This is a genomic window from Tsukamurella spumae (assembly GCF_012396015.1).
In the GTDB taxonomy this organism is placed as follows: domain Bacteria; phylum Actinomycetota; class Actinomycetes; order Mycobacteriales; family Mycobacteriaceae; genus Tsukamurella; species Tsukamurella spumae.
In genome coordinates, this window is the sequence record NZ_JAAXOQ010000033.1 from 12,857 (window position 1) to 37,292 (window position 24,436).

The following is a 24,436-nucleotide window of genomic DNA, read 5'->3' on the forward strand; positions in this document are numbered from 1 at the left end:
AAGGCCATTACAGCACGATCGACCGGTGCCCGATATCACCACGACGACGCTGCTCCTCCTGCTGATCGCCGCGCTCAGTGCGGGGTGGGTGGACTCCGTGGTCGGCGGGGGCGGGCTCATCCAGCTGCCCGCGCTGCTCATCGCCTTCCCGACGGCCGCGCCCATCCACCTGCTCGCGACCAACAAGATGGCGTCCGTCGCGGGTACGACCACCAGCAGCATCACCTATTGGCGTCGCGTGCGCCCGGACCCGCGGACCGCCGTCGCTCTGGCCGTCCCGGCGTTCGCGGGCGCGATCGGCGGCTCGATCATCGCCTCGCACATCCCGCGCGCCGCGTTCAACCCGATCATCCTGGCCGCGCTGATCGCCGTCTTCGCCTACACGCTGCGTCAGCCGGACCTCGGCGACGAGACGAACCTGCGGTACCGCGGGCACCGCCATCTCCTGACGGCCGGGCTCGCCGGGTTCGCGATCGGTGTGTACGACGGTGCGCTCGGCCCCGGGACCGGGTCCTTCCTCGTGTTCGCGATGGTCGGGCTCATGGGCTACGCCTTCCTCGAGGCCTCCGCGAAGGCCAAGGTCGCGAACCTCGCGACCAACCTCGCCTCGCTCGTGGTGTTCCTGCCGCAGGGCGCGGGCTACTGGAAACTCGGCATCGCGATGGCCTGCGCGAATGTCGCGGGCGGCTACCTCGGGGCGCGGACCGCGGTGGCCAAGGGGAGCGGCTTCGTCAAGGTCGTCTTCCTGGTCGTGGTCTCCGCGTTCATCTGCAAGATCGGATACGACGTTGTGCTCCAGTTCACGCGCGGCTGAACGGTTTGCGTTGTACCCCATGGCTCGCCGTAAAATGGTCAGGTGAGTGAAGCCGCCGTGGCCCCCGAAGACCCGATCGAACTCGAAGCCTGGCGCAGCGCCAACGAACTGTCCGTGCCCTTCTCCGAGGCGCTCGACCGGTGGGCCGATGCCGCCCACGCCGCCCTCGTCGAACTCGCCGGGCGTTACGGCTCGTACATCAGCTATGCGGAGCTCGCGGCGCGCGCCCAGGCCGACGCCGGCATCGCCACCCGGGCGCCCGTCCGGCTCTGGATCGCGGCGCTGCAGCGCCGCGTCACCGACCGCTGCCAGGCCGCCGGGGAGCCGCCGCTCGTGGCCCTGATGGTGGCCCACGACCAGACCGTCGGTGAGGGCTACGCCTACGCGGTCGCCGTCGCGGACCTCCCGGTCCCGGAGAACCTGGACCAGCACGCCGCTGCGGCGCGGTTCGCCTGCTACCTCCACTTCGGGGCGACGGTGCCCGCCGGCGCGGGCCCGCAGTTGACCCCCAAACTCGAGGAGGCCCGCCGCGCAGCCGCTGCGAAGGCCGCGCGTGTGCGTCCCACCAAGGCGGTCTCCAAGGGCCGCGTGGTCAAGGCCCGGGCGGCCGAGGCGCCGCGCGCGACGAGGGCACCGTCGGCCCGACCCGCGAAGGCGGCAGCCAAACCCGAGCCCCGCCCGGCCAAGTTGTGCCCCAACTGTTTCACCGAGCTCGCCGCCAACGGCGAGTGCGGGTTCTGCTGAATCTCGCGTGGGGTCTTCGGTAGGCTGAACGCGGGTACACCGGGCCCCGGGGCCTTCGCGCCGCGGTTCGCCTAACGTCCGGTGAAAGCTGTGAACACTCCGTCGCCGTCGGGCGATTCCCTCCTGTACGTCCACATCGCGAACTGGGAGTACCAGTGCTGCGGCACGGTTCCCCGCGTCGGGGCCGAGCTCAGCGGCGCCCTCACCGTCTACGAGAGCGAGAGTCCCGGGTATCGCGCGCCCGCGGTCACCGGCTTCGACCCGCGGACCGGGCTGGTGCGATTCGGGTCGATCGTCGCGCAGCTCGGGTACGGTCTGTCCGAGCCGGTGGGCGAGCTCGGTCTCGGGCTCAGTTGGCACGATCTCACTGCGAAACCACTCCTGACCGGTGTCGTCGAGCAGGTCATCGAGGAGACGGGGCGTTTCCTGCCGATCGGCGTCGTCGTCCGGCTGCGGGTCACGGATGTGCGCCTGCCCAGCCAGGAGGAGATCGAGGACAGGCTCGCGAGCGAGGACCGCACCCGTCGCACTGTGCACTTCATCGCGCCCGCCGCGATGTTCCACGAGGATCCGCCGGTGGTGGGAGGCCGACTCGAGATCGACCTCGCGGACGAGGGGATCAGGCCGCCGGGGCAGCGGACGGAGGCGTCGCTGGTCCGCGGCGAGATCACCTCGGTCCACCCGCTGCCGGAGATCCCCGAGGATGCGGGCTGGGTCACCGTCACGCCGATCAGGGTCGAGGAGATCGCGAACTACTCGATCGGGCTCCTCGTCGATCCGGATGAGCGGGCCGAAGGGCCGCTCTGACCGGGGTCGACCGCACCGCTCGCCCGCTCCCGGTCAGGACCGCAGCAGCTCGCCGATCTGGAGCGCGCCATCGCTCCCCACCGTGATGGCGGTGAACCCCTCGGTGCTCACCGGATGATCGATCGCGAGGGCGACCAGAACCTTCTGGTAGTTCCACGAACTCATCTCGAGTGTGAGCGCAAGCAGTTCGGCGCGGGTGAACCGGGAGCGCAACTCGTCGGCCAGTTCCTCCGGCATGGCCGCCGGATCGACCATGTACGCGTCGGCGTAGGCGAGCGCCGCGGTGTGGGCCGGGCTCATCGTTCCCTCCCGGTAGGTGTGAATCCTCGCCTCCAGATCGGCGTCCACGACGACCGTCTGCCCGTCCACGAGGCGACAGGAGTTGCACAGGTCGCAGTCGTGGTACCAACTGCCCCGCAGCCGGACGACCTCTCGCATGAGGTCGTCCATAACTCCGTGCGCCAGGATCTCGTCGTGCCACTTCATGTTCGCGCGGGTGGGCGGCAGAATCTCCGCGGGTTCGGGGACGGCCTCGAAGTCGGCGTCCACTGCAGGGAACAGCCGTGCGTGGGTCAGCCCGAGGCGCACACTCTGATCGATGATGTACACCGCTTCGACGAAGTTGCGCAACGATTTTCCGTACTTCGCGGCGAGCGGCGCCCGGAGCGCGTCGTCGATATCGGCGACGTAGTCGACGAACTGATCGACGAACGCAGCCTCCGGGGACTCGGCCGGACCGATATCGGTCCGGGTGCCGCGGTGAGGATCGCCTCGACTCGGCGCTGAATCGCTGCGAGCGTCCCCTCGTCGAGGGCCGCCGCGCTCGCCGCCCACGCCCCGACGAGCGATGCGTAGACCTCCGGCGCGTCGGCGGCGATGACGGGAAGGCGGGGCTCATAGGTGCGGCGGAGGACATTGCTGGTGGTCATATTCGTCCTGTTCTCGTATGTGGCCGTCCCAGCATCGCGCGGTGCCGATCTGCTGGGCAGGACCGTCATCACCACGGTCGGTGATGGAAGTCACAGAGGGAGGGGACGTCCGTGCAGCGTCTCTGGATGCGATCGCAACCTCCGCGCACATGCCTGGCTACGATAGCCGCGGAGGTACGCCGGGACCTCGCGGAACCACTCCTCGAGGTTGTCAAGCCCGGTGCAGAACCGTGAATTCTCCGTTGTCGCTGGACGTATCGCTGCTGTACGTGCACATCTCGAACTGGGAGTACCAGTGCTGCGGGCCGGTGCCGCGGGTCGGTTCGACGGTGCGCGGTTCGCTCACCCTGCACCCCAGCCGGCGGCCGGGCTACCCGGCACCGGAGGTTCTCGACTGGGAGCCCGAATCGGGGCTGGTTCTGGTGGACGGCAGGTACGCGCAGCTGGGCTTCTCCGTGACGGACCCGTATCGCACGGATCTCATCGTCAGCCTGGGCTGGCACGACGCCGGGCCCGCGCCCACGGTGACCGGCACCGTCGAGATGCTGCTCGAGGAGTCGGGCATCTACGTCCGCGAGCGCACCGGCGAGCTGGACATCGACCCCGGCAGCGTCGAGTACCGGGAGGTGCGCGAGGCCACCGTCTGGCCCGAGGACCGACCCGAGGTCGGCGGGCCCGCGGCCGCCGGCGTGATCGCCGGGGTACGGCTCACCGACGCGAGGGCGGAGGGGCGTCGCCTCTTCGCGGAGGCCGTGGGCTGAGCGGTCAGACGGTGACGGGTTCCGGCGTCGCGGCAGCGGCGCGTGCTCGCGGGACCGCCCAGCACATCGCGGCGGCCGCGACGCACAGCGCCCCCGCCACGTAGAACGCCGGGTCGTAGCCGCCCGACGCGTCGCGGATGTAGCCGGCACCGAAGGCCGCGACCGCGGCGCCCAGCTGGTGCGCGGCGAAGATCCAGCCGAACACCACCGGCGTCGACTCGCCGAAGTGCTCGCGGGCGAGCGCCATCGTCGGCGGAACGGTCGCGACCCAGTCGAGGCCGTAGAACAGGATGAACACGAGCAGCCCGGGCGCGACGTGCGGCGACAGCAGCGAGGGCAGGAGGGCCAGCGCGAGCCCGCGGCCCAGGTAGTAGATCACCAGCAGGATCCGCGAGTCGACGCGGTCGGTGAGCCAGCCGGAGGCGATGGTGCCCACCACGTCGAAGACGCCGATGATCGCGAGCAGCGAGGCGGCCGCGGTGGCGGGCATGCCGTGGTCGCCGGCGGCGGGAATGAAGTGGGTCTGCAGCAGGCCGTTGGTCGTGGCGCCGCAGATCGCGAAACTCGCTGCCAGCAACCAGAACGCGGGGCGCCGCGAGCCCAGGACCAGTCCCGCGAAGGCGGCCTTCACGGCGCCGCCCGCCGGGGCCGCGGGCGGCACCACCGACGCTCCGCCGTACGGCGCCAGGCCCTTGTCGGAGGGCCACGACCGCAGCAGCAGCCCGGCCACGGGGATCACCGCCACCGCGACGGCGGTCACCACGAGGGTGGCGGTTCGCCAGCCGTGCGCCTCGGACAGTGCGGCGACGATCGGCAGGAAGATCAGCTGGCCGGTCGCGCTCGCGGCGGTGAGTACGCCGGTCACGAGGCCCCGTCGGGCCACGAACCAGCGCATCGCGATGGTCGCCACGAACGCGGTCGACAGCGAGCCCGTGCCGAGCCCGACGAGCACGCCCCAGAGGAGGACCAGCTGCCACGCGTCGGTCATGAACACCGCGAGCCCGGTGCCCGCGGCCACGAGCGCCAACGCGCTCACCACCACCGGCCGCACGCCCAGCTTGTCCATGAGTGCGGCCGCGAACGGCGCGGTGAGACCGAACAGCGCCATGTTGACCGACATCGCCGCGCCGATGGTGGCGTGGGACCAGCCGAACTCCATGTGCAGCGGGTCCATCATCACGCCGGGCACGGAGCGGAAGCCCGCCGCACCGAGCATCGTCACGAAGGCCACGCCGGCCACGATCCAGGCGTAATGGGGCGCACGTAGGCGCCGCAGGGGAGTAGTCACCGCACTAGGTTCCCCGATTCGGTGGCGTCGAACCAGTGGCATCAGTGACAAGATATGAAAGAATACTGCCATGCATACGGTGGCCGTCCTACTCCTCGAACCGATCGTCGGCTTCGATGCGGCCATTCCGTCGATGTGCTTCTCCGAGGCGACGGGCGAGGACGATCGCCCGCTGTACCGGGTGATCACCTGCGGCGTCGACCGGGAACCCGTGCGGGCCACCGGCGGCTACGCGATCACCCCCGAGGCCGGCCCGGAGGTGCTGGCCGTCGCAGACACGGTCATCGTCCCCGGCACGAAGATCCCCGGCCCCCGGCACGAGGGCACGCTGCCCGATGCCGTACGCGCCGCGTTCGCTACCATCCGACCGGGTACGCGCGTCGTGTCGATCTGCACCGGCGCGTTCGTGCTCGCCGCCGCGGGACTGCTCGACGGCCGCAGCGTGACCACCCACTGGAAGTACGGCGCGCAGCTGCGCAAGCTCTATCCCCGGGTCGGCCTGGTCGACCACGTCCTGTTCACGGACGACGGCGACGTGCTCACGTCCGCGGGCCTGGCGGCCGGCCTGGACCTGTGCCTGCACCTCATCCGCGCCGATCACGGTGCGGCAGTGGCCAACAGGGTCGCGCGGCACTGCGTCATCCCGCCGGGTCGGCCGGGCACACAGGCGCAGTTCGTGGACGCGCCGGTCCCGGCGAGCGGGACCGGCAGCACCGTCGAGGTGCGGGACTGGGCCGCCGGGCACCTGGCGGAGAACCTCGCCGTCGAGCTGCTGGCCCGTCGAGCCGGCCTGTCCGTGCGCACGTTCAACCGGCGCTTCCGGGAGGAGACCGGCCAGACGCCCGGCGCCTGGATCCTGCGGCGCCGTCTGGACCGCGCCCGGGAACTGCTCGAGACCACCGGCCTGTCGGTCGACGCCGTGGCGGAGGAGTCCGGGCTCGGCACGGGCGCGAGCCTGCGCGCGCACCTGCGGCGCGACACCGGCATGACCCCCCTCGGATACCGGCGCGTGTTCCAGGAGCGGGCCTCGCAGGCCGCCCAGGGGGCCTGATCGGGCGCTCGGCATCGCCGGGCAAGATGGACGGATGCAAGGTCGGGTGGCGTCGCTGACCGGGCTGCGGGCGGTCGCCGCGGCCGCGGTCTGCCTCACGCACGCAGCGTTCTACACCGGCCACTACACCGACGACCTCGTCGGTCACCTGTGGGCGCGGTTGGAGGTCGGCGTCCCGATCTTCTTCGCGCTCTCCGGATTCCTGCTGTTCCGGCCGTGGGTGGAGCTGCTGCAGAACGGGACCGGCCAGCAGCCGGATCTGCGCCGGTACGCGTGGCACCGCTTCCGTCGGGTGGTGCCCGCGTACTGGGTCGTCGTGGTGGCCGTGTACGCGCTGGGGCTGGTGCGGCCGGAGCCGAACCCGTCGGGCCGGGGCGTCGACGGCCTGGTGCGCAACCTCACCTTCACGCAGATCTACGGCTTCGGGCACCTGCGGGTAGGGCTGACCCAGGCGTGGAGCCTCGCCGTGGAGATGGCCTTCTATCTGGCACTTCCCCTGCTCGGTTGGCTGCTCACGGCGGTCCTCTGCCGGTACGGGTGGCTCCCCGCGCGGCTGCTGGGGGGCCTCGCCGCCATCGCCGCGATCACCCCCGTCTGGATCCTCGTCGCCCCGCACATCGAGCTCACCGCGCGGATGTGGCCGCCCGCCTACCTGTGGTGGTTCGTCGCCGGTATGGCGCTCACGGTGGCCGTTCCCCTGGTTCGACGATGGCCCGCCCGGGCCACGGTGGCCTGCCTGGCGGTCGCGCTCGCGGCGTTCGTGGTCTCGGCTCTGCCGGCGATCGGAGGGCCGCCGACGATGGTGCCCAAGAGCGTGCTCGAGGCGCTCGTGAAATCGGCGCTCTACCTCGTCGTCGCCACGTCGCTCATCGCTCCGCTCGGGCTGGCGCCGGCCTCCCGCTCGGCGTACCACGCAGTGCTGGGCAGCCGGCCGATGGTCTGGCTCGGGGGCATCTCCTACGAGTACTTCCTGGTGCACCTGATCGTGATGGACGTGCTGCTCCTGGACATGTTCGGGTGGCCCCTGTTCACCGGGAACATCGCCGTGGCCTTCCTCGCGACCTCCGTCGTGACGATCCCGTTGGCGTGGGCGCTGCGCGCGGCGCTGCCCTTCGGGGATGATGGGGGACGTGGCCGATCGGCGGAGGAGGTGCAGCGGTGACGGGACCGGATCCTGAGGTGCACGTGGACGCGCCCGTCCGCCGCTGGTGCGAGGCGCGCGCCATCCCCATGCCGCGGCGGGAACTGTCCGACGAAGCCGCCCTGCTCATCGCCGCCGGGCACCTCTCGCCCGCGGGCCGTGCGGTGGTGCTCAACCGCTTCGACACGGAGCGCGCCTTCCCGGACATCGGCGGCTACGCCAAGCTGCGCCGGCTCAGCCGGATCGCGGAGCACGAGGCCGCGACCAGCGCGTCGGCCCGGCCCGGATGGTCCGACGGTGCGCCGCCGAGCCCGTTCCAGCAGGCCCGGACCGCCGCGGAGGCGGTGCGGGCAGCCGATGCCCGGCGCAAGCTCGCCGGATTCCGGCACGCGTTCACGCTCAACCGACTGTCCTTCGCCGCCGGCGTGCGGGCCGTGCGTCGCGCCCGCAAGGACGCCGTGCACCTCGATCTCGACGAGCGGGACGCGCTGTTCGACGCGCTGTGCCTGACGCCGCTACCCGTGACGCCGTCCGCCGCGGCGGTGGCGGCGCGCACCGTCGCCCGGGTGGCCGGCCCGGTTCTGCGGCTCGCGCCGCAGGTGGCGGGCTGGGTCGACGGGCACGGTGCGCCAGACGAGCGGCTCCTGATCTTCGAGGACCGGTACGACGTGCTGCTGTTCGTCGCCGGCCTCGTCTACGACAAGGTCACCTACTCGCGCTCGGTGAGCGCGGGCGAGTTCGACGAGCAGCTCGGGCAGCTGGACCTGCCGACGGACCTGGTGCAGATCTCCGCGGACGTGGCGCAGCTCAGGGCGGTCTGGGGGCAGCTGCGGTACGCGCCGGGGCTCGCCGACGGCACGCGCTCCGGTGAGCTCGACAAGGTGTGGGACGAGCTGGTCGATCGCGTCACGGCGCTCACCCGCGTCGGCGACCTCGTGGACGTCGCCGATGCCAAGCGGCCGCGCCGGATGTCGGTCGAGTCCATCGACCACCAGATCCACGAGCTCGTGCAGCGCGCCGGGGAGCGCGAGATCTCCACGCAGAGCGCGCGTCGCGTCGCCGGGCAGATCATGGGCGCCAAGGGCGATCTCCCGCACGCATTACCCGACGGTGCCCGGCCGGCGCTGCCTCAGCCGCGGGACCAGGACGCGAGGTAGGACTTCTCCTCGTCGGTGAGCCGACGCAGGCTGCGCTTGTCTATGTCGACGACGGCCATCTGCGTGGTGGCGAGAATGGCCGGCTTCGACTCGGGCGCAGTACCCTTCGCCCGTACCTCGTAGCCGATGGTGAAGTCGACGCTGCGGTTCGACGCGATGTACATGCCCACCTGGACCGGCGAATCCTCGTGGTACAGCTGGGCCTTGTACTTGATGGCCACATCGGCGATGAACGCGCTCTTGATCAACGGAGCGTACTTCTCTCCGGCGGAGAGCAGCCACTGGATGCGGGCCTCCTCCAGCAGGGTGACCATCCGCGCATGATTCACGTGTCCCAGGGCGTCCATATCGGACCAGCGGACGGGAACCTGTGCGGTGAAGGCGAACTCGTAGCGGCCCAGGCTCACCGCTGCCAGCCCGTCGCGAAGGCGAGGAAGGCGTCGTTCTCCTCGGGCGTCGTCACCGTGACCCGGACCCCGGCACCGTCGAAGCCGCGGACCAGGAGGCCCGCCGCGGCGGCGTCGGCGGTGAACCGCAAGGCGTCGGCACCGAGAGGGAGCCACACGAAGTTGGCCTGCGTGTGCGGCACCTCGAATCCCGCCCCGAGCAGGGTTTCCCGCACGCGTCCCCGCTCGGCGACCACGGAATCCGTGCGCGCCAGCAGCTCGTCGTTCGCATGCAGCGAGGCGATGGCGGCGGTCTGGGCGGGCACGCTGACGGAGAACGGCAGGTGCACCTTCGTCAGTGCCGCGATGAGTTGGGGATCGGCGATGGCGTAACCCACGCGCAGTCCGGCGAGCCCGTAGGCCTTGGAGAAGGTCCGCAGGGCGATCACGTTGCGGTGTCGAGCGATCAGCGCGGCGCCGTCGATCCGATCACCGGTCTGCTCGTTCGCGCGGTGGTACTCGTAGTAGGCCTCGTCGAGGGCTACGACGACCTGCGGCGGAACCTTCTGCAGGAACTCCTCCAACGCCTCCTCGGACACCGTGGTCCCCGTGGGGTTGTTCGGATTGCAGATGAAGACCAGGCGCGTGCGATCCGTGATCGCCCCGGCCATCGCGTCCAGGTCGTGCGCGTGATCGGCGGTCAGCGGGACCTGGACCGGCACGGCGCCGACGACGCGGGTCACGATCGGGTAGGCCTCGAAACTGCGCCAGGCGAAGACCACCTCGTCCCCCGGGACGCAGGTGATCTGGACCAGGTCCTGGCACAGTGCGACGGAGCCGCATCCCACGTGCAGCTGCTCCTCGGTGGCGCCGGTGAGCTTCGCGAGCTCCGCGCGCAGCGCGACCGCGCCGTTGTCGGGGTAGCGGTTGGCGGTGCGGAGCACGTCCGTCAGGGCCTGCGCGACGGAGGGCAGCGGACCGTCGACGATCTCGTTCGACGCGAGTTTGATGGCGCCGGGCGCGGACTTGCCCGGGACGTACGCGGGAAGCGCATCGAGGTCGGGGCGGATACTCAGCGCCGCGGGGTCGGACGGGTTCACAGGGGCCACCCGGTCAGGATAGTCCGACGGTGCGGCCCCGGGGGCCACCGAGGCCGGTCGCGTGGACCGGCCGCGGCGGCCGCGGGTACCGAGGATCAGTTGCCCGAGAGCTTGTCCTTGAGGGAGTCCGCGTCGCCCTTGACCTTGTCGGCGAACTCGCCGGCCTTCTCCTTGGCGGCGGCGGTCGCCTCGCCGGCCTTCTCCTTGGCCGCGGCGGTCGCCTGATCGACCTTCTCGCCGGCGGCGGCAGCAGCCTCCTGGGCGCGGCCCTTGAGCTCCTCGGCCTTGCTCTTCGCGTCGTCTGCGATACCCATGTGTGATCCTTCCATCCGTACACCCTTTGTGTTCCCCGAGGCTGTTCCCCGGGGCCCCTGATTGTGCGCTGTTCGGCGTCACCCCGCGGGCGAATCGTTTGCAATCGCGGTCAGGTCGGGAAGCGGGTGCAGTGTTCTCCTGGCGTTTTGTGCGGCGGGCGAGGGTTGTGTAATGTAGCTGCTCGGCGGTTGCGCGTGACCCGCAAGGTTCGCTCGCGCAGCGCGTCCGATTTGGAGGCGTGCCAGAGCGGCCGAATGGGACTCACTGCTAATGAGTTGTCCGGCCAACACCGGACCGGAGGTTCAAATCCTCTCGCCTCCGCCACGTCGGTCTTCGGACCGGCGAGAATTGAATATGGGTATGCGCCCGTAGCTCAGTGGATAGAGCATCTGACTACGGATCAGAAGGTCAGGGGTTCGAATCCCTTCGGGCGCACAGTGTGAGAACGCCAGGTCAGACGATATCTGACCTGGCGTTTTTGCGTTCGCTCGTGAGACGCTCCAACGAGCGTTGCGCACGGCGGTCGAACTTCCAACGCTGACGCTCGTGCGTTGGAAGTTCGCGGCGACGCTCCAACACGCGTCGGAGGTGAAGGCGGAACTTCCAACTGAAACAGCATTCAGTTGTAGGGTTGGATGATGAAGATGGAGCGATTCGCCGACTCCGAGTTCGGGCGGCCAACCATCGAGCCGGGGAACAAGCGGGCGTTCGTGTACTACTTGCCGAAGCCGATGCCGCGGCAGCTGAGCTTGCCCGCCGAGGTCGTCGCGGAGTTGTCAGAGGCGGACGCGGCCCTGGGTCATCTCCAGGGACTCGGCCAGATCATCACCGATCCGGGTTTGCTCATCGGTCCCTATCAAGTTCGCGAGGCGCTCGCGAGTTCCCAGATCGAAGGCACCCAGGCATCGTTGTCCGACGTCTTCCAGTCTGAGATCGACGCGGACAGTGACAACGACGAGACTGCGGAGGTGCGACGTTATCTCGCGGCGACGACCCAGGCGTACGACCTCGCCAAGACGCTCCCGATTACGCAACGGCTGATTCTCAAGGTCCACGCGACCCTGCTCGAGGGAGTCCGTGGCGAGGAGAAGTCGCCGGGTGAATTCCGTCGATCGCCCGTCTGGGTGGGACGGGCCGGCGCGACCCCTGATACGGCGATGTTCGTGCCGCCGTTGCCCGAGCATCTCGGTGAGCTTCTCAGCGACTGGGAGAAGTTCGTCAATGATGATGGGCGGGCCCTACCGGCGTTGGTTCAAGCCGCGATGATGCACTATCAGTTCGAGACGATTCACCCGTTCCTCGATGGAAACGGACGGATCGGACGCTTGCTGATCAATGTGCTGCTGAAGGATCGAGGGCGCCTCCCTGTTCCGCTCCTGTACCTGTCCAGTTACTTCGAGTCTCATCGGAGCCAGTACTACGAGCGTCTCCAGGCGGTCCGTGAGGACGGGGACATCAGCGCATGGCTCCTGTTCTTCATCAAAGCTGTTCGCGCTCAAGCGAACGACGCTGTCGAGAGGTCCAAGAGGCTGATCCGTATTCGTGAGGACTACTACGGCGACGCCATCAAGGAGAGGTCGAATCTGCCTCGTCTTGTCGAAGTGATCATGCGAAATCCGTTCGTCACCGTTCGCTCCGTTGAGGCGAGCCTCGGCATTACCAATCAGGGGGCGAGGAACCTCATCAAGAACGCTGAGAGTCGAGGCTGGCTAAGAAGTTTGGGAACGCGGGGACAGGGCGGGAGGGAGCATTGGTTCTCGCCCGCGATCTTCGAGGTCATGGACATGCCCGTGTCGTACGAATGACCGTGTCTGGGCAGGCTATCCGTGGATCGCGACCCATTCTGTAACGTGTTCTAGAAATCGACATGGAACGGGTGGCTGAGCATGGGTGACTGGGATCAGTCGGCCGAGGTGGTCGTGGTCGGATACGGCGGTGCCGGGGTCGTGGCCGCGCTGGCGGCGCGGGAGGGCGGCGCGGACGTGCTCGCCGTCGACCGCTACCTCGGCGGCGGTGCGACGGATCTGTCCGGCGGCATCGTCTACGCCGGAGGCGGCACATGGGTGCAGCGCGCGGCCGGGGTCGAGGACTCCGCCGAGAACATGTACGCCTACCTGCGGGGCGAGGTGGGCGACGCCGTCTCCGCGTCCACGTTGCGCAGGTTCTGCGAGGGATCACCCGCGATGATCGACTGGCTCACCGGCAACGGCGTGCCCTTCGACCCGTCGCCCTGCCCGTACAAGACCTCGTACCCGACGGACGACTACTACCTCTACTTCTCGGGCAGCGAGAACTCGTTCCCCGACCGTGCGGTCCCGAGGCAGCGCGGGCATCGCGCACACGGTCCCGGCGTCTCGGGCAAGGCCTTCTACCGCCCGCTGGCCGCGTCCGCAGCGCGGGATGGGGTGCGCGTCCGGACGGGTACGCGCGTCACCGATCTCATCCTCGACGAGGGGCGGGTCGTCGGCGTCGAGGCCCGCACGCTCGACGGTGCCCCGCCCGCCGTCCTGCGCCGGTTTGCGGCCCTGGCGAAACTCTCCGCGAAACCCGGTGTGTACCACCAGGGGTTCCGCTCGGCGATGCAGGCGCTTCTCGATCGGATCGAGCGACGGCATTCTCGCACGATCCGTATCCGCGCCACGTCGTCGGTGATTCTCACGACCGGCGGATTCATCGCGAACCGCGCGATGGTGGCGGCGCACCGGGCCGACTTCCCCTGGGACGAGGGCCTGCCGCTGGGCACGGCCGCCGACGACGGCAGCGGAATCACGATGGGGCGGAAGGCCGGCGCCACCGTCGACAAGATGGACCACATCTCCAACTGGCGGTTCATCGGCCCGCCCAGCGCCTTCTTCGCCGGACTCGTCGTGGGTGGCGACGGCGGCCGCATGATCGACGAATCCCGCTACGGCGCAGCGCTCGGCGACGCCCTGGCGACCCGCCGCGACCACCGCGGCTGGCTGCTCGTGGACGCGCCGCTCCTGACCGAGGCGAGGAAGCAGATTCCGCGGCAGTCCACCTGGTTCCAGCGCCTGCAGACCGAACGGCTCCTGCGGCTCGGCGCGACCCGGGGCGCGACCGTGGAGGAGGTCGCGATCCGCGCCGGCATCGACCCGACCGCACTGCGGCGCACCGTCGACACGCACAACCGGGCGATCGACGCCGGGCGGCCCGACCCGTTCGGCAAGCCCGACGGCGTCCGCCGGCCGATAGCGACCGGACCGTTCACCCTGCTCGACATCTCGTTCCGAGCACGGGTCAGCTACCCCATGCCGATGATCACCCTCGGCGGCCTCGTCGTGGACGAGGAGACCGGTGCGGTCCTGCGGTCCGACGGTGCCCCTATCGCCGGGCTGTTCGCGGCCGGCCGCGCGGCTGCCGGCGTGTGCTCGAACTCGTATGTCAGCGGGCTGTCTCTGGCTGACTGCGTCTTCTCCGGCCGGCGCGCCGGTGCGCACGCCGCGCTGAACGAGTGAACCGGTATCCCCGTCATTGCCGCTGCGCTACCGTCGAGGCAGGCGGAAGGACTGGGTATGGACGAGCGGGTCGAATCAACGCAGGCGGCGCGGGAGATGCTGCGGGAGCTGTGGGACGGTAACGGCCCGCTGCTGATCCACCAGAGCGGGGGCTGCTGCGACGGCTCCGTCCCGATGGTCTTCGCCGTCGACGAGTTCCGCCTGGGCGATGCCAATGTGCAGCTCGGTGCCGTCGAACTGGGCGACGATCGCGTCGTGCCGGTGTGGGTCTCCGAGGGCGAGGCGCGGGTGTGGGAGAACAGCGTCCTGGTCCTCGACCTGGAGCCCGGCCGCGCGGCGGGCTTCTCGCTGGAGGGCTCGACGGGGAGCAGGTTCGTCTCCCGGGTGCGGATCACGGGTGGCGACGGCGTGGCCTGCCCCGTTCCGCAGGGCTGACCGCGCCGCGGCGCGGCCGTCCGTTCAGGGTGCCGCGTGACGTGCCGGACGGGAGCGCTGGGCGCGCCGTCGGCCAACGGTCTCCGACAGCGACCGGTCCCAGCGCGCCCACGAGTCCGGCGGGAGCAGGGCCAGCCCCACCGCCACGCCGGCGAGGCCGATGCCGAATCCCGCGGCGGTGTCCGAGAACCAGTGCACACCGAGGTAGAGGCGGCTCGCCGCAACAGCACCGATGACGATCGCGGGCACGACCAACGCGAGCACGCGCCGACGGGCCGGCCAGCCGACGGTCACGACCACCGTCGTGGCGAGCAGCAGGGCGGTCGTCCCGGTGACGTGGCCGGAGGGGAAGCCGTAATCGGACTCGTTGGTGAGGTGGTCGATCACGGGTGGCCGCTGCCGTTCGAACAGCGACTTGAGAACCAGCGTGATCGCCGACGCGACGGCCGTCGAGCCGAGGACGAAGGCCGCGGAAGCGACGGACCGTCGCCACGCGAGCAGCACGGCGACCACGACGCCGATCATGATCGTGCCGCTCGGGGAGAACACATCGGTGATCAGGTTCATCACAGTGGTGGTTCCCGTGTTGCGATGCTCGACCATCTCCTCGAGCACCTCCCCATCGGCCTCCGTGACGGGCTTCCACCCGACGAGCAGCCCGAGGGCGACGACGGCGGCGACGAGTGCGACCGCCGATGCGAGAAGGGCCCGGCCGCTGCCGGTGATCGAGAACATCCCTCCAGATTGCCCGGATGAAAGACCTTCGCGCAACCCAAGACCCGGTAAATCTCGCCCCATGACCTCCCGGTGCCGGGGTAGCGTCAGCAGAGATGCGGGGCACAGTTGAGGTGAGGTGCGATGAGGAAAAGGCTGAGGCGGGCACGGACCGCGCGCATGAAGGGCAGCACGCTGTTCGCCGACGTGTCGGAATGGCAGCCGCCGCTGCCCGACGACTACCCCTATCGCTGGGTGTCCATCCGCTCCAACGACGGCGCCTACCGGGACCGGCGGTTCGAGGCGGACTGGGCCACGGCGCGCCGGATGCTCGACGACGGGCGGCTCGTCGGCGCGATCGTGTACGCCGTGGTCCGCCCGAACTGGGAGGAGTCGCTCGGCGCGCACCTCGAACTGCAGGGCGAGGACCGGCCGGACGTGGTGACGATGGCCGTCGCCGGGTCGTGGAACGGGCGGATCACAGGCGATCACTCGGACGACTTCAACGGCTTCGTGGCGGGTGCCTCCGCGTGGCGCGGCGGCACCGTTGGCGAGCGGCCCGTGCGATGCCTGGGCTACCTGCGCCCCAACGACATCGGCATCTGGCCCGGCCTGCCGGACGTGCCCTTCATCGTGCCCTCGTTCGGCACCCCGCCCGACTTCTCCACCGCACCCGAGCTTGGGCGTCGTTACGTCGCCCAGCACTACACCGACGGTGCCGGACACCGGGCGGACCTGCCGCAGGGCTACGGGAAGGTGCACTGCGACATGAACATCGCCCTCGGCCGGGACCCGTGGCAGCTCGGGGACGTCCTGGGCACCACCGAGATCCCGGTGGACTGATGCCCTGACGTCCGAACCCCGGCCCGTTCCGTACCCCGGACACGAGCGCGGCGCCGCCCCCGAGGGGACGGCGCCGCTGACACCCTCACCTGGTGTCGGACCGAGTAGGGATCAGAAGAATCCCTGCGCGCCCGGTGCGTACGAGACCAGCAGGTTCTTGGTCTGCTGGTAGTGGTCGAGCATCATCTTGTGGTTCTCACGACCGATGCCCGAGTCCTTGTAGCCGCCGAACGCGGCGTGCGCCGGGTACTGGTGGTAGGTGTTGGTCCACACACGGCCCGCCTGGATGTCGCGGCCCGCACGGTAGGCGACATCGCCGTTGCGCGACCAGACGCCGGCGCCGAGGCCGTAGCGGGTGTCGTTGGCGATCTCCATCGCGTTGTCGTAACCGTCGAAGGACGTCACGGCGAGCACCGGGCCGAAGATCTCCTCTTGGAAGATCCGCATGCTGTTGTCGCCCGAGAAGATCGTGGGCTGCATGTAGTAGCCGCCCGACAGGTCGCCGCCCAGATCGGCCGCCTCGCCGCCGGTGACCAGCGTCGCGCCCTCGTTCTTGCCGATGTCGACGTAGGAGAGGATCTTGTCCAGCTGCTCCCGCGACGCCTGCGCACCGATCATCGTGTCGGTGTCCAGCGGATCGCCCTGGATGATCGACTTGGTGCGGATGGAGCCGAGCTCGAGGAACTCGTCGAAGATCGGCTTCTCCAGCAGTGCGCGCGACGGGCAGGTGCAGACCTCGCCCTGGTTGAGCGCGAACATCGTGAAGCCCTCGAGGGCCTTGTCCTGGTAGTCGTCGTTGGCGGCCATGACGTCCTTGAAGAAGACGTTCGGGCTCTTGCCGCCCAGCTCCAGCGTGACGGGGATGAGGTTGTCGGCGGCGTAGCCGGCGATCAGCTTGCCGGTGGTGGTCTCACCGGTGAAGGCGATCTTGCGGATGCGCTTGCTCGAGGCCAGCGGCTTGCCCGCCTCCAGGCCGAAGCCGTTGACGATGTTCACCACGCCCGGAGGCAGCAGGTCGCCGATGATCGAGAACAGGAACAGCACCGAGACCGGGGTCTGCTCGGCCGGCTTGAGCACGATCGCGTTGCCCGCGGCCAGCGCGGGGGCCAGCTTCCACACGGCCATGAGGATCGGGAAGTTCCACGGAATGATCTGTCCCACAACGCCGAGCGGCTCGTGGAAGTGGTACGCGACGGTGTTCTCGTCGATCTCCGACAGGCTGCCCTCCTGTGCGCGCAGGCACGAGGCGAAGTAGCGGAAGTGGTCGATGGCGAGGGGGATGTCGGCGTTGAGGGTCTCGCGGACGGGCTTGCCGTTGTCCCACGACTCGGCGACGGCGATGGCCTCGAGGTTGGCCTCCATCCGGTCGGCGATCTTCAGGAGGATGTTGGCGCGCGCGGTGGCCGAGGTCCGACCCCAGGCGGGCGCGGCGGCGTGCGCGGCGTCGAGGGCGAGCTCGATGTCCTCCGCGGTCGAGCGCGCGACCTCGCAGAAGTTCTGGCCGGTCACGGGCGACGGGTTCTCGAAGTACTGACCCTTGACCGGCGCGACCCACTCGCCACCGATCAGGTTGTCGTACCGGGACTGGTAGCTCATGATGGAGCCGGGAGCTCCGGGACGTGCGTAAACGGTCATTGCGTGCCTCCAGGTGAGTTGGTGACTTCAGTCACAATCCACCGTACGCAGCGATCGTTGCAATACCGTTGCAGTCCGCTGCAACTTGGATCCGTGCTGGTCAGGGCGCTCCGAGCCGCCTCGGCCGGCGCAACGCGAACCCGCTCAGGCCAGGTCGATGGCGATCGCCGCGAGGCGCCCGTCGGCCTCGGCGCGCGCCTGCGTGTCGCCGTGCGCCTGGAGCACGCGCCAGCCGTGCTCGTCGTCCCGCGCGTCCGGGAGGTCCAGCCACCGTCGGAGCAGGCCCAGGTCCCGGCTCGCGAGCACCGCCGAGCGCAGGCTCCCCGCGAGCTCGGCGCGCAGGCGCGCGACGCCCGGCGCCTGTGAGTTCGGCAGGAGCGGACCGCGGTACACGGCGAGCGCGTCGACGACCCGGCCCGCGCGGATGGCCGCCGCCGCCTCGTCCGCGTCCGAGGCGAGGGGCCGCAGGAGCCGGTAGGGCCGGGAGCCGAGGAAGTCCGCGCCGATGGTCTTGCGCAGCCGCGAGACCTCCGCGCGCACGGTGACCACGTCGAGATCGCGCTCGTCGAGCAGCAGCGCGAGGTGATCCGCCGTGAGCCCCTCCGGATGCCGGGCCAGGAGCGCGAGGATGTCGGCGTGGCGGCCGGTGAGCGGGACCTCCCGGCCCTCGAGCTCGAGCACGGGCCGGGTGCCCAGCAAGCGCAACCGGGCCGACGGTGCCGGTGCGGGTTCGGTCAGGCGGAGGACGGCGAGCTGCCCCTCGACGGCGAGCGCCGCCGCCCGGACGAGCGCCAGGGCCTGCGGCGTCGCGACCTCCGGGCCGCCCGTCACGTCGAGGACGCCGACCGCGGCCCGGGTGACCGGATCGTGGATCGGGACAGCGGTGCAGTTCCACCCGTGCGCCAGCCGCGCGAAGTGCTCGGACCCCGAGATCTGCACCTCCGCGTCCAGCGCCAGCGCGGTGCCCGGTGCGTTCGTCCCCGCCGCGGATTCGCTCCAGTCCGCGCCCGGCGCGAAGTTCATGGCCGCGGCGCTGCGGACCGCGGCACCGTCGCCCTCGACCCACAGCAGGGTGCCGTCCCGGTCCGCCACGGCCACCATCGCGCCCGCGGAATCGTCGACGAGCAGGTGTCGGATCACCGGCATGACGCCGGTCAGGGGGTTGCGGGCCCGCAGCGCGTCCAGCGCCCCACTGCCCGACGGTGCCCCGCCGTCCGGATTCACGCCCCCGGCCCGACTGCGCTGCCAGCTCTCCGCGATGAGCCGACGCAGATGGGATGCGCGCAGCGCCGCATCGTCGACCGCACCGTCGACGAACATGCTGTGCAGCCGCGCGACCGCACCCACGGACGCGACGGCTCGGGATCCGGCAACCATCGTAGTACCGAAGATAGCGCCGAACCGGGCCGTTCGGCGCGATTCGGGCGGCTCGGGGGCGGGAGCGGTCACCAGCGGGGATCGCCGACCAGCTGCAGGCTCACGTAGGACGGCCGCTCCGGGCTCAGGAGCACCGTCTGCTTGCCGAACCGGGTCTTCACCAGGTCGGGAACGGTGGCCAGGTAGCGGGGCACGCTGCCGGCGTAGACGTCCACGCGCAGGCGGTGGCCCTCGTCGAGCAGCGCGTCGGTCGGCACCACGTCGATGTCCAGCTCGATGATCTCGCCCGGCACCACGCACTGCTTCGCCGACCAGGTGAGCGGATGGAAGGCGCTGAGCAGCTCGCCGTCGAGGTCGAACGTGCTGCGCGTGGGATCGACGGCGCGGTTGGACGCGAGCAGGGCGCCGCCCGAGAGCACCGTCGACGTGCCGTCCGGGGCGACGTCGTTGACGGTCACCGTCCAGATCGCCTCATCGCCCTCGCACTGCGTCACGAGGTGCACGTTGATCGCGCCGCTGAGCTGCACCGGAACCGCCGCGGGCGGCGAGGTGAAGGAGATCGCGCCGCGCTCCTGGATGCTCGCGTTCTCGCAGGCCGGGACCGCCTTCGTCAGGCCCGCGAGCACCATCGTCAGATCGGGCGAGGCGAGGCCGCGCAGATCGATCCGCGTGGACGCGGCCTCGCGACGGCGGGCCGGGAAGGTGGCGAGCGCACCGTCGTACCTGGCGTGGTCGGCCGTGCCCGACGGTGCCGGGGTCGCGTAGAGCCGCTGGGTGCGGGCACCGGCGCGGGGGAAGGACTCGCCCGCGGTCCAGCCGCCGCCCTGCTGCTTGAGAGTCACCGGGCCGTAGCGGTCCACGCCGTTGTCGATGTCCTTGAGCCAGCGGTCGTACCAGGCGCGTTCGAGCACGTCGATCCGCGGCGGCGCCTGGGTGCCGCCGAAGCCCGCGCCCATGTCGAAGTGGAAGCCGTCGGTGATGACCATCTGCTTCTGTCCCGGAGGCAGATTCAGGCGCGCGAAGGTGCGTGGCGTGCTGCGGCCGAAGAGATCGTGCCAGCCGCCGAACAGGAAGGTGGGCGCGGTGATCGCGTCGATCTTCGCGTTCCGCTCGGTGAAGTAGGGGTTGTCGTTGACCCGTGGATCGCGGCCCGTGAGCACCCCCGTCACGACCGACGAGATCTCCGTCGCGGGCGAGACGATGCGGCTGCGCAACCAGCGGAAGACGTTGCCGTTCACCGTGTCCCGCAGCAGCGTTCGCGGGTTGTAGAGCCACTTCAGCCCGTTCACGGCACCGAGCCAGAGCGGGATGAACACCGACGGCAGGCCGCCGGTGATGTAGATGTCGCGGACGATGTCCTCGCTGCCCTCGATCGCGAACACCGCGCCGAGGCCCTCCGGCGCGTGGCCGGCGGCCTGCAGCGAGTTGATCGCGGAGTAGGACCACCCGCCCATGCCGAGCTTGCCGTCGCACCAGGGCTGTTCCCGGGCCCAGGCCAGCGCCTCGACCGAGTCCTGTTGCTCCCGCGGCCCGAGGATCTGCCACACGCCGTGCGAGGTGCCCGTGCCGCGGACGTCGACGATCACCTGGACGTAACCGCTGCGCACCAGCCGCCGGTTGATGCCGAAGCCCTGCAGCAGGCCGCCCGAGAAGTCGACGGTCCCGCCCGTGAGGGCCTTCGAGGCGTTCGTCAGCGCCGGGCCGACGAACGCCGCGTGCGTCGTCTCGTCGATGGCGTCCACGACCATGCGGTTGTACGGGTTGAGGTTGAAGATCGCGGGGTAGGGGCGCTCCACGGGCACGCCGTCGATCTCCGCGGGGCGGATGACGGTGGCGCGCAGCACCACCCCGTCGGACATCCGGATGTCGACATTGCGGTCGATGTGGACGCGGGGGTACGTGAGCCGGCCGTCGACGGCCTCGCGCCAGGCGAGGGCGTCGGCGCCGCCGGTGGGGTCGCCGAGGGGGAGGGCGTGATCGACGCGCGCGTGATGCTCGACGCTGACGGGCGCGGGCAGTGCGGGGCTGCGGTCCCACAGCGGGAACCGGACGCCGGACAGCCGGGCGTTCGCTCTGCCGGATCGGCTGGTCGCCATTGCAACCCCTTCCTTCAACCGTCAACTTAGAACACCGGTGACATACCTCACAAATCGGTGGTGACGATGTTACAGACCTGATGCAGAACAGTTGTATTTCGTGTGGTGTTCGGAGCACGCCGGATGCGCACTCCGCACGTGCCCGCGGTGCCCGATAGGCTCGATCGCGTACATCGCTGACGAAGACCCGAATCCCGGAGGTTTCCCATGTCGCTGACCACCACGCTCCTCGATCCCGCGCGCCAGCCGGCCGTCGTCGCCGACTTCGCGTCGGTCGTCGAAGCAGAGGTCGGCGACAAGAGCGGCCTGTCCGGCACCGTCATCAAGACCGCGTACGCGGCGGTCAAGAAGGTCTCGCCCACGGTCATCGAGTCGGCACTGACCAAGCTGCTGCCCGACTTCGCCGCGGCGCTCGATCCGTTCTGGACCGAGTTCTCGGCCCAGGGCCCGGGCGACTTCGGCCAGTTCCTCGCGGCCCGCGGCGACGCCGTCGGCGACGCACTGCTCGCCGTGACGGACGCGAAGGCCGAGTCCACGAGCCAGCCCGCGCTGCGCAAGGCCTACTCGAGCCTGCGCGGCAAGGCCAAGGAGAACGTCGTGGCGGCGCTGCCCCGCGTCGGCGCGGCCGTCCAGAAGAACGCCGCCTGATCATGGGGAAGGTGCAGCTGCACGGGTCGGACCAGCTGACCACCGCGGTCGATCACGCCTACAGCGCCACGGTGCCCGCCGGCACCACGGTGCACATCGCCGGCGTCGCGCCGCTCGACGCCGGCGGTACGACCGTCGCCCCCGGGGACGTCCAGGGGCAGGTGCGGGCCGTCGTCGCGAATCTCCGGGTGATCCTGGGGGAGCGCGGGGCCGAGCTCGCCGATGTGGCGCGGCTGACGGTGTTCGTCGCCGAGCACCTGCAGGTGGACCTGCAGGTCGCGGTGGACACGCTCGCGGAGGTCTTCGTCGAGCTGCCGCCGCTGTCGGTGATCGGTGTGAGCCGGCTCCGGTACGACGACCAGGTGGTCGAGTTGGAGGCCGTCGCCGCCCTGTAGTCGCAGGGCCGTGGCCTGTGACAACGCGCACAGGCCGGCGGCCGTGCGAGTGCTTGCCACAGTGGTTCGTTCGCGCCGAACGACAGGCGCTACCGTGGACGGCGTGAGTACGCCTACTTCCGCAGATGCCGTGGCCACCGTGATCACCGGGGCGAGCTGGCCCAGGATCCTGACCTGGCGTTCCGTGGACGGGAACCTGTTGGAGTCCGTCCGGGTGCAGCTCAGCGGCGACCGGATCAAGGCCTACGGCCGGATCATCGCGGCGCCGACGGCCGACGGCCCGGCGTTCAACGCCTCCTACGACCTCGTCACCGACGACGAGGGCGTCACCAAGCGCCTCTCGGTGCACGCTCTGACGGAGGCCGGCGAGTCCCAGGTGACCATCGCCCGCGACGGCGAGAACCACTGGTTGGTCCAGGGCGCCCAGGGCTCCGAGCGAGGCTTCTTCTCGGGCGCCCTGAGCGTGGACGTGCTCAAGTCCGCGTTCTTCAATGCGCTGACCGTCCGCCGGTTCGACCTGCAGACCCACGCGGAGGCCATCGACGTCCCGGTCGTGTACGTGGATCTGCCCAGCCTGCAGGTCAAGGAGACGGTCATCAACTACGACGGTGCGGCCGACGGCATCACCGTCATCTCGCCGGTGTCCAGCTCGAAGCTCTCCGTCGACGCCGACGGCTTCGTCATCGACTACCCCGGCCTGTCGACCCGCGTCGGGTAGATCGCCTCGAGCGGTACTCAGTCCAGAGCGGTGATCACGCCGCCCGCGTCACCCGCCTCGCGCAGCGCCCGCTGCCACTGCGCCCCGTCGAGCACGGGACTGATCGGTGTGCGGCGGGCGTTCTCGTACCGCTTGCGCGCCGCGTAGCCCCGCTCGGTGACACCTCCGACGGTGCCCCGCTCAGCCAGTTCGGCGCGGGCCGCGACCAGCTCGGCGATCGTGTCGTCGAGCGCGTCGAGGAGCGCGTCGGCGTTCGCCTCGCACATCGCGTTCACCAGCGACGGCGCTGTGCCCGCCACCCGCGTGACATCGCGGAAGCTGCTGGCCGCCAGCGAGTGGGCCAGTTGCTTGGCCGCGGGGTCCAGTTCGGCGGTGATGGCCACGGCCTCCGCCACCACGTGCACCGAGTGCGAGATCCGCGCGACGGCCGCGTCGTGCTCGGTGGACCCCGCGGGCACGATCACGGCGCCGCAGTCCAGGCCGACGGTCGCGGCCAGGCGCCACGCCTCGGCGGGGGTGTCGTCGTCGGCGGTGACGACCCAGGTGGCACCGTCGAACAGCGTGGCGTCGGTGGCCTCCCACCCGGAGAAGGCGGTTCCGGCCATCGGATGGCCGCCGGCGTAGCGCCCCGTCAGGCCCGCCGCGGCGACCCGCTTCGCGACGTCCCCTTTGACGCTCACCGCATCGGTGAGCCACGCGTTCGGGGCGTGCTCGGCGACGGCGGCGAGCACGCCGTCGAGTGCCGGGACGGGGACGGCGACGACGACCACGTGTCCGCCCTGATCGGCCCGCCGCAGGGTAGCCACCAGGTCGGACGAGGCGTCGAAACCGGCGGCGTCCGCGTCGTCGACGGCCGCCGCGGAGCGGTTCCAGCCGTAGGCCGGGCGACCGGCACGGCCCAGGGCCCGCAGGATCGAGCCGCCGATGAGGCCCAGGCCGAGGACGCACACGGGGACGTCGGAATGAGGAGCATGCTGCGCAGACACTCCGACAGCGTTCCACAGAGACGCTCGGAAGCCGTACGAGACGTGTCGCGGACGGGCGTTTGCGGATACGGTTTCACCCATGGCCGCACAGACCTCACCGGAGCGCTACGACGACACCGACGGCTACGCCGTGGCAGTGACCCGCGAGGAGACCGCGTGGACCGTGCATCTCCTCGACCCGGGATCCCTGGGCAGCATCGCCAAGGCCGAGGAGGAGATCAAGGCGCTGCGGGTCACCGGAGCGGTCTTCGGTCTGCTCAACGTCGACGACGAGTACTTCGTGGTCGTCCGGCCCGGCCCCTCGGGCACGCGCCTGCTGCTCTCCGACGCCACCGCCGCCGTCTTCGACGAGCTGGCCGAGCAGGCCCTGGAGCGACTCAACGTCGAGGTGCCGGACATCGACCCCGAGGAGATCGAGGACACCGACCCCTGGCCCGAGGGCGACCTGGCGATCCTCGGCGACCTCGGGCTGGGCGAACAGGAGCTCAGCGTCCTGCTCGCGGATCCCGACCTGTACCCGGACGAGCAGCTCCAGGTGATCGCCGAGCGACTCGGCTTCGACTCCCAGCTGGGCGCGATCCTGGACTCGCTCGGCTAGTGGCCCTGTTGGACGCCGAACG

Annotated in this window: 25 protein-coding genes and 2 tRNA genes; 17 read left to right on the plus strand and 10 right to left on the minus strand. The window is 70.3% G+C overall.

Going from position 1 to position 24,436, the window contains the following annotated elements:
- Positions 1-25: 25 nt before the first annotated feature.
- The 3 genes from HF999_RS19110 (at position 26) to HF999_RS19120 (ending at position 2,365) form a co-directional block, all read left to right on the plus strand.
- Complete coding sequence (locus HF999_RS19110) at positions 26-814, plus strand: sulfite exporter TauE/SafE family protein (protein ID WP_168547410.1); 789 nt, start codon at positions 26-28, stop codon at positions 812-814.
- Positions 815-856: 42 nt separating this feature from the next.
- Positions 857-1,558 (plus strand): hypothetical protein, encoded by a 702-nt coding sequence (locus tag HF999_RS19115; RefSeq protein ID WP_312854204.1) that lies wholly within the window; start codon positions 857-859, stop codon positions 1,556-1,558.
- A 90-nt stretch (positions 1,559-1,648) separates the two neighbouring features.
- Positions 1,649-2,365, plus strand: coding sequence for a hypothetical protein (locus HF999_RS19120; protein ID WP_168547411.1), 717 nt, complete (start codon positions 1,649-1,651; stop codon positions 2,363-2,365).
- 33 nt (positions 2,366-2,398) lie between these two features.
- Here the strand turns inward: HF999_RS19120 and HF999_RS19125 are convergent, their stop codons facing one another.
- Positions 2,399-3,199 (minus strand): carboxymuconolactone decarboxylase family protein, encoded by an 801-nt coding sequence (locus tag HF999_RS19125; protein WP_168547412.1) that lies wholly within the window; start codon positions 3,197-3,199, stop codon positions 2,399-2,401.
- Between the two features lie 325 nt (positions 3,200-3,524).
- Between HF999_RS19125 and HF999_RS19130 the strand changes: the two genes are divergently transcribed.
- Positions 3,525-4,055: a DUF6578 domain-containing protein gene (locus HF999_RS19130; RefSeq protein ID WP_168547413.1), complete on the plus strand. Its 531-nt coding sequence runs from the start codon at positions 3,525-3,527 to the stop codon at positions 4,053-4,055.
- A 4-nt stretch (positions 4,056-4,059) separates the two neighbouring features.
- Here the strand turns inward: HF999_RS19130 and HF999_RS19135 are convergent, their stop codons facing one another.
- The gene (locus HF999_RS19135) at positions 4,060-5,385 is read right to left on the minus strand and encodes an MFS transporter (protein WP_210733967.1); all 1,326 of its coding nucleotides are present in this window, start codon (positions 5,383-5,385) and stop codon (positions 4,060-4,062) included.
- A 28-nt stretch (positions 5,386-5,413) separates the two neighbouring features.
- On the opposite strand from HF999_RS19135, the gene HF999_RS19140 reads away from it, so the two are divergent.
- Genes HF999_RS19140 through HF999_RS19150 form a run of 3 tightly spaced genes read left to right on the plus strand, consistent with a single transcriptional unit; the run spans position 5,414 to position 8,692 of the window.
- Positions 5,414-6,394 (plus strand): GlxA family transcriptional regulator, encoded by a 981-nt coding sequence (locus HF999_RS19140; protein ID WP_168547414.1) that lies wholly within the window; start codon positions 5,414-5,416, stop codon positions 6,392-6,394.
- Between the two features lie 34 nt (positions 6,395-6,428).
- Positions 6,429-7,556 (plus strand): acyltransferase family protein, encoded by a 1,128-nt coding sequence (locus HF999_RS19145; RefSeq protein ID WP_168547415.1) that lies wholly within the window; start codon positions 6,429-6,431, stop codon positions 7,554-7,556.
- Positions 7,553-8,692 (plus strand): hypothetical protein, encoded by a 1,140-nt coding sequence (locus HF999_RS19150; RefSeq protein ID WP_168547416.1) that lies wholly within the window; start codon positions 7,553-7,555, stop codon positions 8,690-8,692. Before HF999_RS19145 ends, HF999_RS19150 begins: the two co-directional genes overlap by 4 nt.
- Here HF999_RS19150 and HF999_RS19155 read toward each other — a convergent pair.
- The 3 genes from HF999_RS19155 to HF999_RS19165 form a co-directional block, all read right to left on the minus strand.
- Positions 8,665-9,099, minus strand: a complete 435-nt coding sequence (locus tag HF999_RS19155) for an acyl-CoA thioesterase (RefSeq protein WP_168547417.1) — start codon at positions 9,097-9,099, stop codon at positions 8,665-8,667. The genes HF999_RS19150 and HF999_RS19155 overlap by 28 nt on opposite strands.
- The gene (gene hisC / locus HF999_RS19160; protein WP_168547433.1) at positions 9,096-10,178 is read right to left on the minus strand and encodes a histidinol-phosphate transaminase; all 1,083 of its coding nucleotides are present in this window, start codon (positions 10,176-10,178) and stop codon (positions 9,096-9,098) included. The genes HF999_RS19155 and hisC overlap by 4 nt, the downstream gene beginning before the upstream one ends.
- A gap of 95 nt (positions 10,179-10,273) precedes the next feature.
- On the minus strand, positions 10,274-10,492 hold the full coding sequence (locus HF999_RS19165; RefSeq protein ID WP_168547418.1) for a CsbD family protein: 219 nt from the start codon (positions 10,490-10,492) through the stop codon (positions 10,274-10,276).
- A gap of 233 nt (positions 10,493-10,725) precedes the next feature.
- Between HF999_RS19165 and HF999_RS19170 the strand changes: the two genes are divergently transcribed.
- The 5 genes from HF999_RS19170 (at position 10,726) to HF999_RS19190 (ending at position 14,404) form a co-directional block, all read left to right on the plus strand.
- Positions 10,726-10,817: transfer RNA gene (locus tag HF999_RS19170), tRNA-Ser, on the plus strand.
- A 38-nt stretch (positions 10,818-10,855) separates the two neighbouring features.
- Positions 10,856-10,928, plus strand: a tRNA-Arg gene (locus HF999_RS19175).
- Positions 10,929-11,131: 203 nt separating this feature from the next.
- Complete coding sequence (locus HF999_RS19180) at positions 11,132-12,298, plus strand: Fic family protein (protein WP_168547419.1); 1,167 nt, start codon at positions 11,132-11,134, stop codon at positions 12,296-12,298.
- A gap of 81 nt (positions 12,299-12,379) precedes the next feature.
- Positions 12,380-13,969 carry an FAD-binding protein gene (locus HF999_RS19185; RefSeq protein ID WP_168547420.1) on the plus strand — a complete coding sequence of 530 codons (1,590 nt, stop codon included), beginning with the start codon at positions 12,380-12,382 and terminating at the stop codon, positions 13,967-13,969.
- Between the two features lie 57 nt (positions 13,970-14,026).
- Positions 14,027-14,404 carry a DUF779 domain-containing protein gene (locus HF999_RS19190; protein ID WP_168547421.1) on the plus strand — a complete coding sequence of 126 codons (378 nt, stop codon included), beginning with the start codon at positions 14,027-14,029 and terminating at the stop codon, positions 14,402-14,404.
- A gap of 24 nt (positions 14,405-14,428) precedes the next feature.
- On the opposite strand, the gene HF999_RS19195 is transcribed toward HF999_RS19190, so the two are convergent.
- A complete protein-coding gene (locus HF999_RS19195; RefSeq protein ID WP_168547422.1) occupies positions 14,429-15,139 on the minus strand; it encodes a phosphatase PAP2 family protein in 711 nt (236 codons plus the stop codon).
- A gap of 159 nt (positions 15,140-15,298) precedes the next feature.
- On the opposite strand from HF999_RS19195, the gene HF999_RS19200 reads away from it, so the two are divergent.
- Positions 15,299-15,961: a hypothetical protein gene (locus HF999_RS19200; protein ID WP_168547423.1), complete on the plus strand. Its 663-nt coding sequence runs from the start codon at positions 15,299-15,301 to the stop codon at positions 15,959-15,961.
- Between the two features lie 111 nt (positions 15,962-16,072).
- Here HF999_RS19200 and exaC read toward each other — a convergent pair whose 3' ends face one another.
- From exaC to HF999_RS19215, 3 genes are all read right to left on the minus strand, one after another.
- A complete protein-coding gene (gene exaC / locus HF999_RS19205) occupies positions 16,073-17,596 on the minus strand; it encodes an acetaldehyde dehydrogenase ExaC (RefSeq protein ID WP_168547424.1) in 1,524 nt (507 codons plus the stop codon).
- 144 nt (positions 17,597-17,740) lie between these two features.
- The gene (locus HF999_RS19210; RefSeq protein ID WP_168547425.1) at positions 17,741-18,973 is read right to left on the minus strand and encodes a helix-turn-helix domain-containing protein; all 1,233 of its coding nucleotides are present in this window, start codon (positions 18,971-18,973) and stop codon (positions 17,741-17,743) included.
- 68 nt (positions 18,974-19,041) lie between these two features.
- Positions 19,042-21,069, minus strand: coding sequence for a CocE/NonD family hydrolase (locus HF999_RS19215; protein ID WP_168547426.1), 2,028 nt, complete (start codon positions 21,067-21,069; stop codon positions 19,042-19,044).
- Between the two features lie 207 nt (positions 21,070-21,276).
- Here HF999_RS19215 and HF999_RS19220 point away from each other — a divergent pair, with 207 nt between their 5' ends.
- The 3 genes from HF999_RS19220 to HF999_RS19230 all read left to right on the plus strand — a co-directional run bounded on the left by HF999_RS19220 (position 21,277) and on the right by HF999_RS19230 (position 22,830).
- Positions 21,277-21,717, plus strand: coding sequence for a DUF6918 family protein (locus HF999_RS19220; RefSeq protein WP_068571447.1), 441 nt, complete (start codon positions 21,277-21,279; stop codon positions 21,715-21,717).
- A gap of 2 nt (positions 21,718-21,719) precedes the next feature.
- Positions 21,720-22,112, plus strand: coding sequence for a RidA family protein (locus HF999_RS19225; RefSeq protein WP_068571446.1), 393 nt, complete (start codon positions 21,720-21,722; stop codon positions 22,110-22,112).
- A 103-nt stretch (positions 22,113-22,215) separates the two neighbouring features.
- Entirely contained in the window at positions 22,216-22,830 is a 615-nt protein-coding gene (locus HF999_RS19230; RefSeq protein ID WP_312854205.1) for a putative glycolipid-binding domain-containing protein, read from the plus strand.
- A 17-nt stretch (positions 22,831-22,847) separates the two neighbouring features.
- On the opposite strand, the gene HF999_RS19235 is transcribed toward HF999_RS19230, so the two are convergent.
- The gene (locus HF999_RS19235; protein WP_312854206.1) at positions 22,848-23,816 is read right to left on the minus strand and encodes a prephenate dehydrogenase; all 969 of its coding nucleotides are present in this window, start codon (positions 23,814-23,816) and stop codon (positions 22,848-22,850) included.
- 79 nt (positions 23,817-23,895) lie between these two features.
- On the opposite strand from HF999_RS19235, the gene HF999_RS19240 reads away from it, so the two are divergent.
- Entirely contained in the window at positions 23,896-24,414 is a 519-nt protein-coding gene (locus HF999_RS19240) for a tRNA adenosine deaminase-associated protein (protein ID WP_168547428.1), read from the plus strand.
- Positions 24,415-24,436: the final 22 nt, after the last annotated feature.

Excerpts from the sequence above, each read along its gene's own strand:
- HF999_RS19135 (WP_210733967.1), bottom strand. The coding sequence starts at position 5,385 with ATGCCACTGGTTCGACGCCACCGAATCGGGGAACCTAGTGCGGTGACT.
- HF999_RS19140 (WP_168547414.1), top strand. The coding sequence starts at position 5,414 with ATGCATACGGTGGCCGTCCTACTCCTCGAACCGATCGTCGGCTTCGAT.
- HF999_RS19145 (WP_168547415.1), top strand. The coding sequence starts at position 6,429 with ATGCAAGGTCGGGTGGCGTCGCTGACCGGGCTGCGGGCGGTCGCCGCG.
- HF999_RS19165 (WP_168547418.1), bottom strand. The coding sequence starts at position 10,492 with ATGGGTATCGCAGACGACGCGAAGAGCAAGGCCGAGGAGCTCAAGGGC.
- HF999_RS19180 (WP_168547419.1), top strand. The coding sequence starts at position 11,132 with ATGAAGATGGAGCGATTCGCCGACTCCGAGTTCGGGCGGCCAACCATC.
- HF999_RS19185 (WP_168547420.1), top strand. The coding sequence starts at position 12,380 with ATGGGTGACTGGGATCAGTCGGCCGAGGTGGTCGTGGTCGGATACGGC.
- HF999_RS19190 (WP_168547421.1), top strand. The coding sequence starts at position 14,027 with ATGGACGAGCGGGTCGAATCAACGCAGGCGGCGCGGGAGATGCTGCGG.
- HF999_RS19195 (WP_168547422.1), bottom strand. The coding sequence starts at position 15,139 with ATGTTCTCGATCACCGGCAGCGGCCGGGCCCTTCTCGCATCGGCGGTC.
- HF999_RS19200 (WP_168547423.1), top strand. The coding sequence starts at position 15,299 with ATGAAGGGCAGCACGCTGTTCGCCGACGTGTCGGAATGGCAGCCGCCG.
- exaC (WP_168547424.1), bottom strand. The coding sequence starts at position 17,596 with ATGACCGTTTACGCACGTCCCGGAGCTCCCGGCTCCATCATGAGCTAC.
- HF999_RS19210 (WP_168547425.1), bottom strand. The coding sequence starts at position 18,973 with ATGGTTGCCGGATCCCGAGCCGTCGCGTCCGTGGGTGCGGTCGCGCGG.
- HF999_RS19215 (WP_168547426.1), bottom strand. The coding sequence starts at position 21,069 with ATGGCGACCAGCCGATCCGGCAGAGCGAACGCCCGGCTGTCCGGCGTC.
- HF999_RS19220 (WP_068571447.1), top strand. The coding sequence starts at position 21,277 with ATGTCGCTGACCACCACGCTCCTCGATCCCGCGCGCCAGCCGGCCGTC.
- HF999_RS19225 (WP_068571446.1), top strand. The coding sequence starts at position 21,720 with ATGGGGAAGGTGCAGCTGCACGGGTCGGACCAGCTGACCACCGCGGTC.
- HF999_RS19240 (WP_168547428.1), top strand. The coding sequence starts at position 23,896 with ATGGCCGCACAGACCTCACCGGAGCGCTACGACGACACCGACGGCTAC.